Source organism: Streptosporangium sp. NPDC049644 (assembly GCF_040675205.1).
Taxonomy (GTDB): Bacteria; Actinomycetota; Actinomycetes; order Streptosporangiales; family Streptosporangiaceae; genus Streptosporangium; species Streptosporangium fukuiense.
In genome coordinates, this window is record NZ_JBFAOJ010000064.1 from 41,786 (window position 1) to 57,318 (window position 15,533).

Below are 15,533 nucleotides of genomic sequence, written 5' to 3' on the forward strand. Positions count from 1 at the left end.
GCCGACGGCCTCAGCGCCTCGTCTGGAGGCGGTGGTAGCCGACCTCCTCGCGGGCGGCACGCAACGAACGGCCGCCCCGCACCGCATCGCGGATTCGCTCCTCGGCGTTCCGAATCTCCTCGGCGACGGTGACCACCTCATGCACCCGTGGCGCCGGGATGCACAATACGCCGTCGCCGTCGCCCAGCAGCCAGTCGCCCGACTCGACCCGGGCACCGCCGACGGACACCGGGCCGCCGATCTCCTCGACGCGCACCCGGTCCTTGCCGGTGCGCATCCAGTTGCCGCGGGAGAAGACCGGGTAGCCGGTGGTGACCGAGCGATCGACGTCGCGGCACACACCGTCGATGACGGTGCCCTCGACGCCGTTGCGGATCGCCGTGTAGGTCAGCAGATCGCCCCAGACGGTGGCGTCCAGCCGGCCCTGGTTGTCCAGCACCACGACCTGGCCGGGGCCGAGGTCGTCGATGTAGTCGCCGACCGTGCCGGGGTCGCGGCCCACCGGGCCGTAGCGCAGCGTCCAGGCCCGGCCGACCAGCCGGAACGAACGGTCCAGCGGCATGATGCCCAGGCAGTGCCCGGCGATACCCAGCCGGTCCATCGCGTCGCTGACGTCGGTGCAGCTCAGCGCCTTGAGCGCGGCGGTGGTCGCGGTGTCGGCCGCGGTGGTCGTGGTGGTGCTCATCGGTTCTCCTGCAGCATCGTCTCGTAGCGGGCGCCCATCACCTGGGACACGGGCACGCCCGCCCTCACCTGTTCGGCCATCGCCCGCTCCCGCTCGGCGACCTGCTCCGCGGCGGCGAGGATCTCCCCGGCGCGCGCCGCGGGCAGGAACACCACCCCGCTGCCGTCGGCGATCACCAGATCGCCCGGGGCCACACCGACCCCGCCGACCGTGATCGGGACGTTCCAGTCACGTTCGACCACGCGGCCCCGCGCGGTGACCGGGACGGCGGCACGGGCGAACAGCGGCAACCCCAGCTCGCGGCTCTCGTCGATATCGCGGCAGGCGCCGTCCACGATCACCCCCTCGACACCGCGGCCGACCGCGGCCAACGAGAGGATGCCGCCCCAGCCGGACACGTCGGTCCGCCCGTGCTCGACCACGATGACGTCGCCGGGCCCGGACGCCTCGACGGCGGCGGTGCCGAGATGCCGCCCGCTCGGCGGCGTGTCGGCCGCGTCGCCCAGCCGCACCGTGGTGACCCGCCCCACGATGCGGTGGTGCCCGGTCAGCGGGGCCAGGCCCGGCACGGCCCCGGCCAGGCCCAGCCGGTCCATCGCATCCGACACCGCGCAGGTGTCCAGCACGCCGAGCCGTACCAGCAGGTCGTCACCCATCCGTCTCTCCTTCCGTGACGTACGCCGTGGCCTCCAGCTGCACGAGCATCCCGCCCGGCAGGTCGTGCCGGATCAGGTGCCGAGCGGGCCGGGAGGCCGGGTCGGGAAACATCGCGACCCACTCCTCGTTCACCGCGACCCGCACGTCGGCCGCGGCGAACACCGTCACGTGCACCACGTCCCCGGTGGTGGCACCACCGGCCTCAAGCACGGCCCGCAGGTTGGCGAACGCGTGCCGGACCTGGCCGGGGACGTCCGCAGGCAGCTCGCCGGTCACCCGGTCGACACCGCGGACACCTCCGGTGGCCAGCAGCGGGCCGACCCGGGAGGCCGCCGGGATGGGGTTCGTCCCGTGCTCCAGGCCGGGGACGACGACGCTGCGCCGCCTCACGACTCCTCCGAGCCGGGCAGCCGGTAGACGTCCAGGCTGGTCTCGCCGGCGGCGAGCCTGCCGAAGATCTCCTGCTCGGCGGCCTCACGCCGGGCCGCGGCCCGCACCGCCCCGGCGGCGTCCGCCGCGGGCAGCACCACGACGCCATCGCCGTCGGCCACCACCAGGTCGCCGCGGTGCACGGTCACATCGCCGATCCGGACCGGCGCGCCGACCGAGCCGCGGCCGTCCGGATCCTTGCCGGTGCCACGGATGCACAGTGACGGCGCGAACGCAGGGAAGCCTCGCTCGGCCATCTGGTCGCCGTCCCGGACGCCGCCGGAGGTGACCAGGCCGGCGATGCCTCGGTGCAGAGCCGCGACCGCCATGACCTCGCCCCAGTGACCGTACTCCAGCGGGTCGGCCCCGTCGCCGAAGGCCACCACCAGCACGTCGCCGGGCTCGGCCGCGTAGATGGCGCGGTGCAGCCACAGGTTGTCCCCGGGCGGGCTGAGCACCGGCAGCGCCGGGCCGGCCACCCGCATTCCGGGGCGGACCGGGCCGATCGCCGCGGGCAGCGCGCCGATCTTCCCGGCGGCCTCGTGCAGGGTGGCCGCGGGCAGCGCGGCGACCTCCCGGACCAGCTCGGCGGTGACCACTCCGGTCGTCGCGGCGGTCATCGGGCCAGCCTGGAGAAGACGCGGCGGGCGTTGCCCTCGTAGATCAGGGCGCGGTCCTCGTCCGTCAGGAAGCCGATGCGGTCGATGGTGTACTTGAAGTCCTCGAAGGAGCGGCCGGTCGCCGGGTTGATCGCGCCGCCGCTGCCGGGGCGCTCGGTGCCGAACAGGCAGCGGTCGGTGCCGACGGTGCGGAAGAGCAGCTCCAGCGAGTGGGAGCTGTGCACGTCCGTGTCGAACCACAGCCGCCGCAGCGCGTCGTCGAAGCTGGTCAGGTCGGCCGGGGCGTCCGGCAGCGGCTCGCCGTTCATTCCGGCGTGCTCCAGGTCTCGGAAGTACCGCGCGATGTGCTTCTTCTTGGTCGCCAGGTCCAGCCACCAGTGCGCGCGCCAGCGGCCGATCTGGTACGGGATGGAGCCGCCGCCATGACTTATGATGATCTTCAGGTCGGGATACCGGTCGAACACCTCGGAGTGCACCAGCGAGGTGACCGCCAGGCTCTCCTCGGTGGCGAAGTGCTCGTCGTAGGTCTCCCGGCCACGGCAGCCGGCGCTGTGGATCAGCGCGGGCACATCCAGCTCGACCAGCTTGGCCCACAGCGGGTACCAGTACGGGTCGGACAGCCGCGGCGACCGGCCGCCGCCCTCGTCCGGGTCGGGGTTGAGCAGCACGCCGACGAAGCCCAGCTCTCCGATGGCGCGCTCCAGCTCGTCGAAGACGATCTCGACGGGCTGCCCGGTCACCTGCGGCAGCCCGGCCATGCCGCGGTAGCGGTCCGGGTGCAGCGAGACGGTGCGGTGGATGAGGTCGTTCTGCAGTTCCACCCAGAGCCGCACGTCCTTGACGACCGGATGCGAGTGCATCAGTACGAACGGCCTCGGCGAGATGAGCTGGACGTCGGTGCCGACCTGGTCCATCAGCCGCACGCCCTTGTCGGCGGAGGCCGTGATCTCCTCGTCCCGGACGTACCGGTCCAGGTACCACTCCTTGGAGTGCTGGCCGTTGGACGCCTGCAGGACCGTGCGCACCGCGAAGACCGCGGGCGGGGTGATGAGGTGGCCGTGCGCGTCGATGATCACAAGGAGCTCCCAGGTGCGGAGGGTGCGGGCCGCCAGACGAGGAAGGCGAGCCCGATGCCGGTCCCGGCGGGGGTGCGCTGGACCGGGATGTACTCGGAGTCGGTCACGGTCAGGCCGTCGACCGCCCCGGCGGTCATGATCCAGTTGAGGATCTCGGAGTTGCCGGAGCGCAGGCCGAACGGCGGTAGCGCGCGCAGCGCGTCCACGTCCCCGGTCTCCAGGGCGGCCAGCAGTTGCCGGTCGAGGTCCTCGTCGACCGCGAAGTGGGTCAGCCCGCCGGAGGCGACCACGCCGACCCGCTGTCCGCCGGGCAGCGCGGCCAGGGTCCGGCCGATGACCTGCCCGATGTCGTAGCAGCGGCCGGGCCGCGGCACGTTGGGCGGAAAGTAGGTGTTGAGCATGACCGGCAGGATCGGGATCGGCCGGTCGCCGCAGAGCCGGTCGATGACGAAGCCGTAGGCGTGCCCGAAGCCGGCCTGGTGCGGGTCGGTCACCTCGCTGGCCACCGCGACGTCCACGCCCGCCTCGATCAGCCCTTCGATCAGGCCGTCGGCCAGTTCGGCGGCGACCGGGTGGCGGTGTACCGCGTCCATTTTGTAGCCCTTGTTGGCTTCCTGGTACCAGCCGGGCAGGTTCGGGTTGACCTCGTTCTTCGGGTGCGTGACGATCTCCGGGCCGTTGTAGACGGCGATCGCCGGCATGTGCGCCCGGCTGAACAGCTCCTCCTGGTCGTCGCCGATGATGACCAGAGCGTCCAGCTCGGCCTCGGCGATGGCCGCGGCCAGCCGGTCCAGCGCCTGCTGCGCCTGCTTCGCCTGCTTCTCGAAGTTCTCCGGCACGGCCCGGTCGGCGTACCGGCCGGCGGTCTCCTCGGCCAGCTCCGCGTAGGACACCACCCGGCCGTCGGCCAGGTACAGCTCCTGCTTGCGATGGTCGTCCTTTGCGCGTTCGGCCCACAGCGCGGGCTCGATGGCCAGCAGCGGACTGTGTGAAGTGCCGATGCCCAGCACTATCTCAGCCACTCGTTCCTCCTTTTCGGCCTTGCCGGCCCAGCCGGCCCTGTCGGCTCGTCGGTCGCGGTCCGCCCGCGGGCCCGTTCACGGGCTGCTCACAGCTCCAAGACGAGCCGGGCGCTTCTGCTGCCGGAGCAGCAGATCATCATGGTCTCGCCGGCCTCCCTTTCCTGGTCGGTGAGGATCAGGTCCCGGTGGTCGGGCGTGCCGGAGATCACCCGGGTCTCGCAGGAGCCGCAGACGCCCTCGCCACACGAGTACGGCATATCCACCCCGGCCTCCAACACCGCGTCAAGGATGGTGGACCCCTCGGGAATGGTCAGCGTGATCCCGGTGCGGGTCAGCTCGACCTCGAAACCGCCCTCGGTGGCCGCGTCGTCCTTGCCCGCGAAGTACTCCAGGTGGCGGCGCTCCGGAGGCAGCCCCGCGGTGGCCTTCTCGAACGCCTCCAGCATCGGCACCGGCCCGCAGCAGTACAGGTGCGCGGTGTCGCCCGCAGCGGCGACCACGGCCTCGATGTCCAGGAAAGCCCCGTCGTTCTCCTCGTCGACGTGCAATCGCACCCGGTCGGGCCGGTCACCGGCCAGCCGGGTCAGCTCGTCCAGGAACGCCGCCTGGCCACGAGCGCGCACCGCCAGGTACAGCGTCCAGTCACGGCCGAGCGCGGCCAGCCGACGCACCATGCCGAGCATCGGCGTGATCCCGATGCCGCCGGCGATGAGCACGCTGTGCTCCGCTTCCTCGGCCAGCGGGAAGTTGTTGCGCGGCATGGACACCGTGATCGTTTCGCCGGCATGCACGTTGGCGTGAATCCACTCCGAGCCGCCACGGCTGTTCGGGTCGCGGTTGACCGCGACCACATAGCGGTCGGTCTCGGCCTGGTCGCCGCAGAGCGAGTAGCCGCGCACCAGGCCGTTCCCCAGGTGCAGGTCGATGTGGGCGCCGGCGGTGAACGCCGGCAACGCCGCCCCGTCCGGTCTGCGGAACTCATAGGAGAGGACCGAGTCGGCCTCCCAGCGCACCGCCTGCACACGGACCGTCAGCGGCTCAACGGACTGGGACATGGATGGACACCTCCTGGGTGCTGAGGAAGACCTCGCGCCGCTCGCGGGCGGATTCGGCGATGGCCAGGCAGGTCCGGACGGTCTCCCGGCCGAACGCGCCGTCGTGCTGGGCGGGCCGGCCGTGCACGACCGCGTCCACCAGTTCCTGCAGGACGTTCCCCCGGCCCGGCCACCACCGCGTCCGCGGCACGGCCAGCTGCTCGACGCCGCGGTCTGTGTAGGCGGTGACACCGTCCGCCGAGCAGCGCAGGTCGGCGCCGGCACAGGTGACCACCAGCTCGCCGAAGTGCGGCTGGTGCGGCGGGGGCAGCGGGGAGCGAGCGCCGTACCCGAAGTCGGCGGTGCGCGACCGCTGCTCCTGCTCGGGGGTGAGCGCGGCCAGCCTGCGCCGCGCGGCGCCGTGCGCGGGTGTCTTGGGGCCCCCGCCCTCGGCGATCCAACCGTGCAGTTCGTCGCTGTCGAAGTGGTCGTAGCCGCTGTACACCAGGCTGGCCGCGCCGCCGCCCTCGAACTCGATCAGCGCGGCGCACGCCCCCTCGGTGGGGCGGTCCGGGTCGAGTACGGCGGCGGTGGCGCGCACCGAACGCACCGGCCGGTCGGCGACGGTACGGGCGATGTCGACCTGGTGCGGGATCTGGTTGTACAGGATGCCGCCGCCGCGGGCGCTGTCCAGTTCCTCGGGGCGGCGCGGCCGGTACAGGAAGTCGGTGTAGTTCCAGAGCGCGATCATGCCGAGCGGGCCGTACCCGCCGGAGCCGACCAGGTCCCGGATGAGCGCCACCGCCGGGTCGAACCCGTGGGTGTGCCCGACGACCAGGACCACGCCGGCCGCCTCGGCCGCCTTGATCATGGCGTCACAGTCGGCGACCGTCAGTGCCATCGGCTTCTCGACGATGACGTGCTTGCCGGCCCAGGCCGCGGCGACGGTGTGCTCGCGGTGCAGTTGGTGCGGCGTGGCCACGTACACCGCGTCCACGTCGGGCTGGGCCAGCAGCCCTTCGATGCCGGGATGGACCGGCAGCCCCTCCGCCCCGGCGAACCGCTCCCTCAGTGTGGGGTCGGGGTCGGCCGCTCCCGCCAGCCGGATGCCCGGGTGGGTGCGGGCGGCCGACGCCATCACGCCTCCGGCGAGGCCGAGCCCGACCAGGCCGAGCCCGAGCGTACGTGCGCTCATCCGACGGCCCCTACTCGACCGGGACCGGTCGGCATACGCCGGTCGCCCGGGTCTCCTCGCCGTAGACCGCCATGAACTCGTCGAAGCTCGCGATGGGGGTGAGCTTGCTGATCGCGCGAACGCCGAACGCGTCCGGGTCGGCGACGACGGCCGGTTCCACGCCCTTCTTCAGCGCGTCGGTAAGGTTGATCAGGATTCGCCGGGCGGCGACCACCGCCCGGTCGGAGCTGACCAGGTGCTCGGCGGACCGGTCGATGATGCCGGGGTCGGCACTGCCGATGCTGCGCGAGTTCTCGGCGAGCGCCCGGTCCTGGTCGTGCACGCCCCAGATGCCGGTGAAGTTGACGGTGCGCTGCACCTCCCGGTCCAGCAGGTAGTCGTTCTCCTTGCTGGCGAGCGGGAGCCAGGTGTCGATCGCGTACCCGCCGGGCAACACGTACCGGCCGCGTTCCATCCGCGGCGGGAACAGTGCGCCGCTGTTGTAGTAGGTGTCCAGTTCCTCCTGCCCGATGGGCTGGTCGACCCGGTAGCCGAAGGTGAAGACGGTGGTGTGGTTGTCGTCGACCGGCACCCAGGCCCGGCCGCCGCCCGAGACGAAGCCGCCCGGCGCCCGCGGGATGAGGCTGAACATGGGCAGGATGAACTGGGTGACCCGCCACAGGTATTGACCTTCGTGCTCACGGCGGGCGCCGTAGACCAGGCCGTACTCGGTCTGCCGCAGCTCGATGTGCGGGGCGGCGTCGCTGGACATCTGCGCGCCGGTCGATTTCTGCTTGGTTGTGTTCTTGTCGAAGTCGCGGTGCAGCCAACTGATGTGCGAGCTGTCGATCTCGCCCTCCATGCCCTGCGACCAGTTGGTGCGCTGCAGCCAGCGGGCGGCGAACGCGTGCTCGGCCGGGACGTTGGCGTACTCCAGTGCGGGGAACGGCGGCTGCACCTCCTTCGGCCCCATGTAGATCCAGACGACCCCGGCGCTCTCGTGCACCGGGTAGGCGGTGATGCCCACGTTCCTGCGGATGTCCGGGGCACCGGGCGGCACGTTGGGCGTCTCCATGCACCGGCCGCCGGTGTCGAACTTCCAGCCGTGGTAGACGCAGCGCAGCCCGCCCTCCTCGTTGCGCCCGAAGAACAGCGGCGCCAGCCGGTGTGAGCAGTACGCGGCGACGATGCCGACCTTGCCGGAGGAGTCCCGGAACGCGACCAGGTCCTCACCGAGGATGCGCAGCCGCACCGGGGGACAGTCCGGCTCGGCGACTTCGGAGGTCAGCACCGCGGGCAGCCAGAACCGGCGGAACAGCTCACCCATCGGCGTGCCCCGCCCCACCCGGGACAGGGTCTCGTTCATGTCAGCGCGCAGCATGGCGGCACTCCTCGGCGGCTCGGCGGCCCGGGTTCTCCGCCCGGTTCGCGTTCCTCTTCAGGTCCGGACTCCTCATCGGGGATTCCCGGGCAGCTTGTTCCGCTCGTCCTGGCGCAGCACCAGATCCCACAACTCCTGGCCGATCGGGGACTGCTCGTCCTCGATGAGGTGGCCGAGCAGTCCGGCGCACCGGCCGACCAGGGCCAGGCCCCGGGCCAGGTGCAACGGCAGGTCCATGCTGAGCACCATCGCGCCGACCGCCCCGGCGGTGTTGGCGGGCAGCCGCCGCGGGTACACCGTGGAACTGGTCTCGTCCAGGGCCAGCAGTAGCCGCCAGTACCGACCGAAGTAGCCGTTGCGCTCGGACACGGCGCGCAGCACCGGGATCCGCGGATCGCCGTCGACGTGGATGTTGTGGCCGAGCCCGTACAGCGGCGCCCGGGCGGCCCGGCGCGCGGCGGCGAACTCGCGGGCGGTCTTGGCGACCTCCTCGTCCGAGCTGTCCTCGGTGAGGTCCCGGCCGGCCTCGCGGAGCATGACCGCCGCGTCCTGCATGGCGCCGAGGAACACGCTGCCGGCCCCGAGCAGCCCTGCCGCCACCGCCGCCTGCGGCGCCTCGGGGGCGCCGAGGTAGGTGAGCCGGGCGGCCAGCGCGCTCGGGGTGAGCCCGTGGTCGGTGACGGTCACCATGATGGCGTTGAGCATGTCCTTCTCGTTGCCCTCGCACCGGCGCCCGATGGTGACGAGCAGGATCATGTCGACGAAGTCGATCTGCCCGATCAGCTCGTTCGCCAGGTCGTGGCCGCGGACGGTGATGCGGTCCGGGGTGGTCTGGCCGATTTCGGTCTTGATCACTGGGTTGCCTCCACGGACCCGGCGGTGACCAGCACCGCGTCCAGGGCGACGACGCCCTGTCCCGCGGGCAGCACCCGCACCGGGTTGAGTTCGAGTTCGTCCACGACCGCGGCATTGGCCTCGACGAAGCGGGACACGTTGACCAGCAGGTCGACCAGGGCGTCCACGTCGCCGGGCTCGCCGCCGCGCACGCCGTGCAGCAGGGCGGCGCAACGCGGCTCGTCGACGAGGGCGCGGGCCTGGTCCGGGGTGAGCGGCAGCAGCCGCCGGGACACGTCACCGAACAGCTCGACCAGGACGCCGCCCAGGCCGAAGGTGACGACCTGGCCGAACACCGGGTCGCGGGAGACACCGACCAGGACGTCCAGGCCGGCCGAGGCCATGGCCTCCACCAGCACGCCGCCGACCTCCGCATCCGGCCGGGCGGCCGGCACGGCCTCCCGGATCCGGTGGTAGGCAGCGCGGACCTGCCCGGCGTCGGCGAGGCCGACGGCGACGCCGCCGACGTCGCTCTTGTGGGTGATCTGCGCGCTGACCACCTTGAGGACCACCGGGTACCCGACGCGCTCGGCGACGGCGACCGCCTCGTCCGCGGTCGTGGCGACTCCGGAGGCCGGGACGGGTACACCGTGCCGGTCCAGCAGTTCCTTGGCCGTCGGCTCGGTGTGCACGATCCGCTCGCCGCCGGATGACGCGGCACCGAGTGGGCGCCAGCCCTCCTGGTGGCTCCAACGGCCCCGCTCGACCCAGCGGCGCAACGCCGCGGTGCCGTTGCGAACGCTGCGCACCGGGACCAGCCCGCCCTTGACCAGCTCGTCGTAGCCGGGGCCGAGCCGGTCGCTCATCCACACCGGCAGGATCGGCGTCTCGGTCTCCCGCTGGACCTGGGCGATGGACGCGCCGATCGCCTCGGTCAGCTCCTCGTAGTCGCAGGGGAACGGGTAGAGCACCAGGCCCACGTCGGGGTCGTCGGCGACGGCGCGCAGGCTCTCGTAGCCGATCTCGGTGCGGGTGAGGATGTCGGAGGTGGCGTCGACCGGGTTGGCCACCGCGGCGTAGTCCGGCAGCACCTCGCGCACCCGGGCCAGCGTCTTGTCGGAGAACTCGGCCAGCTCCAGCCCGGCGTTGCCGACGGCGTCGGCGCCGAGCGCGCAGCCGCCGCCGGAGAACCCGTACACGGCGATCCGCTCACGCCCGGTGGGCCGCTTGCGGGCGAACAGTGCGGCGGTGTCGATCAGCTCGTCCATGTCGTCGACCTCGACGACCCCGGCCTGCCGGAACACCGCGCTGTTGACCTCGGCGGCGCCGGACAGCGAGCCGGTGTGCGAGGCGACGGCCCGGGCGCCGTAATCGGAGCGGCCGACCTTCAGTGCGATGACCGGCTTGCCGCGCTCGGCGGCGTACAGCGCGGCGTCCACGAAGGCAGGGCCGTCCTTGACACCCTCCATCGTGCTGGCGATGACGGTGATGGCGTCGTCGTCGGCGTAGTGGCGGATGAAGTCCGCGACGGTCAGGTCGACCTCGTTGCCGGTGGACGCCCACAGCCCGACGCCGACGCCGCGCTCCATGGCCTGCAGGAAGCAGCGGCCGATGCCGCCGCCCTGGGTGGCCAGGCCGATCGGGCCGGCGAACTGGTCCAGGTGGAACGATGGGGAGAACATCAGGCCGAGCCGCCGGTTCAGGTTGCACAGGCCCGGCGAATTGGGTCCGTAGATACGCATCCCGGATTCGCGGCCGATCTGCGCCATTTCCGCCTCGGCCCGCTTGCCCTCCTCGCCCATCTCCCCGAACCCGGAGGTGAAGACGATGGCGAACCGGGTCCCCTTCAGGGCGCACTCGCGCAGCACGGGGAGCGTCTGCGCGGCGGGGACGACCAGCAGGGCGACGTCGGGGGACTCCGGCAGGTCCAGCACGCTCTGGTAACAGGGCAGGTCGTGGATGGTCCTCTTGCTCCGGCTGATCAGGTACGCCGCACCAGTGAAGTCCGAATGGTCGAGTAGGTTTGCGACTGTTCGTGATCCAAGACTGCCCGGGCGGTCCGATGCTCCAATGATCGCCACAGACGAAGGGTTCACCAGCCGGGACAGGTCCACCCGTCCGACCAGACCCGTGGCCGCCTCGCTACCGGCCGCTCCCATGCGCCACCCCGCTTCCATTTCATGTTATTTCGTTGCACCTTACGAGATATCGCGGCTTTGAGGCAATGACCCCGACTCATCCGACCGCTGGACGGCCCCACCGGACACGCCCAGGCGCATGTCCAGGGCGGACCCCTCGGTCGCGACGGAGCGCCCGAACTCGCACGAGCAGGCGGGCACGCCGGCCCACGTGACGGTGAGGCAGTGCTCACAGCTGGTCACCAGCGGAGGAACCGGGCCCGCGGCGGGGTCCCCAAAGAGAGGGCGGGCGCTCATCATGACCCCGCCCCGGCGACCGCTGCGCCTACTGACACGACAACCCCCAAGGATCAAATACTGCGACCTTTCGTGATGCTACACGAAATATCGCTGTTTGCGAGGGAGTGTCGAAGTCGCAGACCGACCACGACGGCCATGTACGGTCGAACCTGCTTGGACATGTGGAAAAGCACTCTCAGACCGGCCCATCGATCCCACCGGGGTCCACCTCTCCCGCCATACGGCACCACCTGGCTACGGGGCGTCGTGACTTGAACCGGAATTACGGGATCTATCCATAAGGTCCGCAGGCGCCACCCGACAGCGCGCCGGGCATCGGCCTCACGGGGATTCAGTGCCGGTAGGACGGCGCCGGCGGAACAGGGCCGCCCGCCGCGGAACACGGGACCGGCCACCGCGGCGCGGACGCCGGAACCGGTACCCCGGACGAACACGAGGCCCGGCGAGCGCGTCCGGGCCGCCAGGCCGCCCGCATCCGCGATCAACATGCCCGACTACGCCCCCTGCGGGCGTTTCATTACCATTTCGTCAAGACACGTAGTATTTCATCGTTATTTCGGGATACGCTACGGCACGTCGTTACCCAAGACAAGGGTGCCGGCACCGCGGCGTACGACCGTTCGCCCGCCGCCGGCACCGTTCCGGAGCGGACATACCAACCCACCGCCCCACCCCGGACCTCGGCCCGTCATCGCAGGACGAGCCGGACAACCAAGCGGAACGCCGGATACGGTCCTCCGCAGAGACGAGGCCGCCGCATCCTTGACGCAGTGCGTCTCAGACCATATTTTTACACGAGATATCGTCATATATTGTGAGATATCGAGGTCGAGATGCTCGACGAAGTATCTGACTGACCGGTAGCCGGACCTCCCGGTCCGGTCGGCTCCGGCACCGCGAGGACACTTGGACGTGTCACCGGCACGTCCGCCCGCGCCGCCAGCGACCACATCCCCAAAACGACAAGTCACCAGCCGACCGTGAGCGCCGTACCGGCGAGCCAGCAGTGCCGCGCCGGTGTCAGGCGACCCCTGACCCCCCCGTCATCGAAATCCCGCATCACCGGCCGTCATCTCCTCCCCAGCGATGAACGGCCCGCGGGATTGATCCGCAGCCCATGAGGAGGCTGAACGATGCGTCCCAGCTTGAGGCTGATGGCAGTGGCGATGCCGCTGGCCCTCACCCTGGCCACCGCCGCCTGCGGCGGCGACTCCGGCGCCACAGAGAAGCGAGAGGTCAGTGCCTTCTCCGCCACGGGCGACGACGCCCTGGCCGCGCAACTGAAGCCCAAGCCACTCGCCGAGCGCAAGACCATCAAGATCGGCATCTCGTCGATCGTCGGTTCCTACGCCGCAGTCGCGCTCGCCGACAGCCTCGGGGAGTTCGAGAAGGAGAACATCCAGATCCGGTTCGAGTTCCTGCAAACGCAGGATGCGCTGGTCATGATGACGCAGGGCAACGTGGACGTGCTGGCCACCCAGGTCTCCCCCGGCTTGCTCAACCTCATCGCGTCCGGCGAGAACATCCGGATCGTGTTCCCCGGCGGCGGCCGGCCCGAGAGCACCGACCAGGGCCTGTACGTCAACAAGAGCATCTTCGGCGACAACGGGAAGTTCGACCTGACCGACCTCAAGGGCGTCAAGCTCGCCGGTCCCGGCGGCAACCGCCCCGCACTGTGGGCCTCGCTGTTCGAGCACCTGAAGAACAACAACGTCGCCATCGGCCCCAAGGACGTCGAGTGGCAGGACCTGTCCTCAGCCGACTCGGTCAACGCGCTGCGCAACGGCGCGGTCGGCGCCGCCTACGCCTCGACCCCGTACCAGAAGGTGGTGGCCGGTGACGCGTGCTGCGAGTTCGTCAAGGGCGCGATCGCCCCGACCACCGGCGTCTTCTACATGTTCGACGACCGCCTGATCAAGGACGACCGGGAGACCGGGCTGGCCTTCACCAGGGCGATGGCCAGGACGACCCAGAAGTACCTGCTCAAGGACTACCGGCAGACCAAGGAGGTGGTCGCCGCCCTCGCCGCGGCGCAGAAGATCCCCGAGGACTCCATCCGCACCACCGAGCCCTCGGCCTTCGAAGCGGACTACAACCTGCACACCGAGAACGCCTCGATCTACCAGGGCTACTACCGCAGCATCGACAGCGGGCTGCTCCAGTACAAGGACGACCTCGGTGAGCAGGACCTCTTCAACACCTCCTTCGCCGAGGAACTGAAGAACGCCGGCTGAGCCTGGCGGCGGGGCCCCGCTGCGGCGGGGCCCCTTTTCACCTATCGGGTACCGGATGACGACGGCAGGGAGCGACCGCCGCCGGCCGGAAGAGCCGAGAACCGGAAGAGCGGAGAAGTCGTGAACGACAGTAGAGTCGCGGTACGCGGCGTGGAACGGGTGTTCGCATCCGGTGGTTCCAGCGTCCAAGCCCTGGGGCCCATCGACCTCGACGTCAGGGACGGGGAGTTCCTCTGCATCGTCGGCCCGTCGGGGTGCGGGAAGTCCACCCTGTTGCGCGTCATCGCCGGGCTGCTGAGCCCCAGCGCCGGCGAGGTGTCACTGCGCAGCACCAGCGGGGAGGCCCCGCTGACCTCGGTGGTGTTCCAGGACTACAGCATCTTCCCGTGGAAGACCGTCGAGGCCAACGTCCGCTTCGGCCTGGACATCGCCAAGATCCCGGCGGCCGTGTCCAGGGAGCGGGTCTCCCGCTGGCTGACCCGGCTGGGCCTCGCGGACTTCGCGTCCGCCTACCCGTCCACACTGTCGGGGGGCATGAGGCAGCGGGTCTCCATCGCCCGCGCCTTCGCGGTGGAGCCGCAGATCCTGCTCATGGACGAGCCGTTCGCCGCGCTGGACGCGCAGCTGCGCCAGATCATGCAGGCCGAGCTGCTCGAGCTCTGGCAGGAGGACCGCAGGACCGTCATCTTCATCACCCACAACCTGGACGAGGCGATCCTGCTCGGCGACCGGGTGATGGTGATGAGCTCCCGGCCAGGGCGCGTGGTGGCCGAGTTCGAGGTGCCGTTCGAGCGGCCCCGCTCGGCCGACATCCGCCGCAGCTCCGAGTTCGCGGAGCTGGAGGGCGAGATCTGGGACCGGTTGCGGTCCGCGATGGAGCCGCGCTCCCAGGTGTCCGCGTGAGCGGGCGACCGGAAACCGTGGGGAAGTGAAGAGGTGGGAACGATGACCGACCTGGTACAGACGGAGAAGCGGGCGCGGACCGGCGGGGAGGGCGGTGACACCGTCCTGCGCCGGCCGGACCTCGCCGAGCGCGACCCCGTCCGGTTCCAGCGGCGCCGGGTTCTGGTCGACAACCTGCTGCGGTTCGGCACGCCCGTCCTCATCCTCGCCGTATGGCAGGCGATCTCCAGCAGCGGACTGGTCGACCAGCGGTTCTGGCCGCCGCCGAGCGAGATCGTGGTCTCCTTTGCCGAGCTGGTCTCCTCCGGCCTGGTAATCGAGGCGGCGTCCAGTACGCTCCAGGTGCTCATGCTGGGCTACCTGAGCGGATCGCTGGCCGGCATCCTGCTCGGCGTGCTGCTCGGCAGCATCCGCAAGCTGCGCACCGCCATCGAGCCGATCATCAGCGCTCTGTACACCGTGCCCAAGCTCGCGGTGCTCCCGCTGCTGCTGATGGTCTTCGGGCTGGGCATGACCCCGAAGGTGCTGCTGGTGGCGTTCGGCGTCTTCTTCATCGTGGTGATCTCCACCATGTCCGCGGTGGCCGGCATCCCCGAGGGCTACCTGGAGCCGGCCCGGTCCTTCGGGGCAAGCCGGCTGCAGACGTTCCGGCACGTGACCCTGCCGGCGATGGTGCCCGAGGTGTTCACCTCACTGCGCATCGCCATCGGGACCGCGGTGCTGCTGGTCATCGGCATCGAGTTCGTGCAGGGCCGGGACGGCCTGGGCTTCCTCATCTGGAATTCCTGGCAGGTGTTCCTGGCGGACCGGATGTACGCGGGCATCGTGACGGTGTCGCTGATCGGCGTCGCGCTGCAGTCCGCGGTCACCTGGATCGGCCGCCGCGTCGCCCCCTGGGCCCCGCGCCGGTAGCACATGCGAGAAGGCCGCCGCCCCTTCCAAGGGGCGGCGGGCGGCTCGCTCTCGCGCGCGGGGGGGTGCGGGGGGGCGGGCTGGGGGCGGGTATTATTTGAGAGGTGGCGCCGGAAGACGAACTCACGCTCCAA

The 15,533-nt window shown here is 70.9% G+C and carries 14 protein-coding genes; 3 read left to right on the plus strand and 11 right to left on the minus strand.

Features of this window, described 5'->3' with window-relative positions:
• Positions 1-10 precede the first annotated feature (10 nt).
• The 11 genes from AB0J58_RS29710 to AB0J58_RS29760 form a co-directional block, all read right to left on the minus strand.
• Positions 11-685 (minus strand): RraA family protein, encoded by a 675-nt coding sequence (locus AB0J58_RS29710; protein WP_364221724.1) that lies wholly within the window; start codon positions 683-685, stop codon positions 11-13.
• Positions 682-1,341: an RraA family protein gene (locus AB0J58_RS29715; RefSeq protein ID WP_364221727.1), complete on the minus strand. Its 660-nt coding sequence runs from the start codon at positions 1,339-1,341 to the stop codon at positions 682-684. Before AB0J58_RS29715 ends, AB0J58_RS29710 begins: the two co-directional genes overlap by 4 nt.
• Positions 1,334-1,732 carry a RidA family protein gene (locus tag AB0J58_RS29720; protein ID WP_364221729.1) on the minus strand — a complete coding sequence of 133 codons (399 nt, stop codon included), beginning with the start codon at positions 1,730-1,732 and terminating at the stop codon, positions 1,334-1,336. The genes AB0J58_RS29715 and AB0J58_RS29720 overlap by 8 nt, the downstream gene beginning before the upstream one ends.
• Positions 1,729-2,391, minus strand: coding sequence for an RraA family protein (locus AB0J58_RS29725; protein WP_364221732.1), 663 nt, complete (start codon positions 2,389-2,391; stop codon positions 1,729-1,731). The genes AB0J58_RS29720 and AB0J58_RS29725 overlap by 4 nt, the downstream gene beginning before the upstream one ends.
• Entirely contained in the window at positions 2,388-3,467 is a 1,080-nt protein-coding gene (locus tag AB0J58_RS29730; RefSeq protein WP_364221735.1) for an amidohydrolase family protein, read from the minus strand. Before AB0J58_RS29730 ends, AB0J58_RS29725 begins: the two co-directional genes overlap by 4 nt.
• Entirely contained in the window at positions 3,464-4,489 is a 1,026-nt protein-coding gene (locus AB0J58_RS29735; protein ID WP_364221738.1) for a hypothetical protein, read from the minus strand. The genes AB0J58_RS29730 and AB0J58_RS29735 overlap by 4 nt, the downstream gene beginning before the upstream one ends.
• A gap of 86 nt (positions 4,490-4,575) precedes the next feature.
• The gene (locus AB0J58_RS29740; RefSeq protein ID WP_364221741.1) at positions 4,576-5,544 is read right to left on the minus strand and encodes a PDR/VanB family oxidoreductase; all 969 of its coding nucleotides are present in this window, start codon (positions 5,542-5,544) and stop codon (positions 4,576-4,578) included.
• Positions 5,528-6,718 carry a Gfo/Idh/MocA family oxidoreductase gene (locus tag AB0J58_RS29745; RefSeq protein WP_364221744.1) on the minus strand — a complete coding sequence of 397 codons (1,191 nt, stop codon included), beginning with the start codon at positions 6,716-6,718 and terminating at the stop codon, positions 5,528-5,530. The genes AB0J58_RS29740 and AB0J58_RS29745 overlap by 17 nt, the downstream gene beginning before the upstream one ends.
• 10 nt (positions 6,719-6,728) lie before the next feature.
• Entirely contained in the window at positions 6,729-8,078 is a 1,350-nt protein-coding gene (locus tag AB0J58_RS29750; RefSeq protein WP_364221747.1) for a Rieske 2Fe-2S domain-containing protein, read from the minus strand.
• Positions 8,079-8,150: 72 nt separating this feature from the next.
• Positions 8,151-8,933 (minus strand): citryl-CoA lyase, encoded by a 783-nt coding sequence (locus AB0J58_RS29755; protein ID WP_364221750.1) that lies wholly within the window; start codon positions 8,931-8,933, stop codon positions 8,151-8,153.
• Positions 8,930-11,089 carry an acetate--CoA ligase family protein gene (locus AB0J58_RS29760; protein WP_364221753.1) on the minus strand — a complete coding sequence of 720 codons (2,160 nt, stop codon included), beginning with the start codon at positions 11,087-11,089 and terminating at the stop codon, positions 8,930-8,932. Before AB0J58_RS29760 ends, AB0J58_RS29755 begins: the two co-directional genes overlap by 4 nt.
• Before the next feature lie 1,394 nt (positions 11,090-12,483).
• Between AB0J58_RS29760 and AB0J58_RS29765 the strand changes: the two genes are divergently transcribed.
• The 3 genes from AB0J58_RS29765 (at position 12,484) to AB0J58_RS29775 (ending at position 15,399) form a co-directional block, all read left to right on the plus strand.
• Complete coding sequence (locus AB0J58_RS29765; RefSeq protein ID WP_364221756.1) at positions 12,484-13,584, plus strand: hypothetical protein; 1,101 nt, start codon at positions 12,484-12,486, stop codon at positions 13,582-13,584.
• Between the two features lie 120 nt (positions 13,585-13,704).
• Positions 13,705-14,487 carry an ABC transporter ATP-binding protein gene (locus tag AB0J58_RS29770; RefSeq protein WP_364221759.1) on the plus strand — a complete coding sequence of 261 codons (783 nt, stop codon included), beginning with the start codon at positions 13,705-13,707 and terminating at the stop codon, positions 14,485-14,487.
• Between the two features lie 42 nt (positions 14,488-14,529).
• A complete protein-coding gene (locus AB0J58_RS29775) occupies positions 14,530-15,399 on the plus strand; it encodes an ABC transporter permease (protein ID WP_364221762.1) in 870 nt (289 codons plus the stop codon).
• Positions 15,400-15,533 lie beyond the last annotated feature (134 nt).

Coding starts and splice junctions, on each gene's coding strand:
- AB0J58_RS29710 (WP_364221724.1), bottom strand. CDS start 685: ATGAGCACCACCACGACCACCGCGGCCGACACCGCGACCACCGCCGCG.
- AB0J58_RS29715 (WP_364221727.1), bottom strand. CDS start 1,341: ATGGGTGACGACCTGCTGGTACGGCTCGGCGTGCTGGACACCTGCGCG.
- AB0J58_RS29725 (WP_364221732.1), bottom strand. CDS start 2,391: ATGACCGCCGCGACGACCGGAGTGGTCACCGCCGAGCTGGTCCGGGAG.
- AB0J58_RS29740 (WP_364221741.1), bottom strand. CDS start 5,544: ATGTCCCAGTCCGTTGAGCCGCTGACGGTCCGTGTGCAGGCGGTGCGC.
- AB0J58_RS29745 (WP_364221744.1), bottom strand. CDS start 6,718: ATGAGCGCACGTACGCTCGGGCTCGGCCTGGTCGGGCTCGGCCTCGCC.
- AB0J58_RS29750 (WP_364221747.1), bottom strand. CDS start 8,078: ATGCTGCGCGCTGACATGAACGAGACCCTGTCCCGGGTGGGGCGGGGC.
- AB0J58_RS29760 (WP_364221753.1), bottom strand. CDS start 11,089: ATGGAAGCGGGGTGGCGCATGGGAGCGGCCGGTAGCGAGGCGGCCACG.
- AB0J58_RS29765 (WP_364221756.1), top strand. CDS start 12,484: ATGCGTCCCAGCTTGAGGCTGATGGCAGTGGCGATGCCGCTGGCCCTC.
- AB0J58_RS29775 (WP_364221762.1), top strand. CDS start 14,530: ATGACCGACCTGGTACAGACGGAGAAGCGGGCGCGGACCGGCGGGGAG.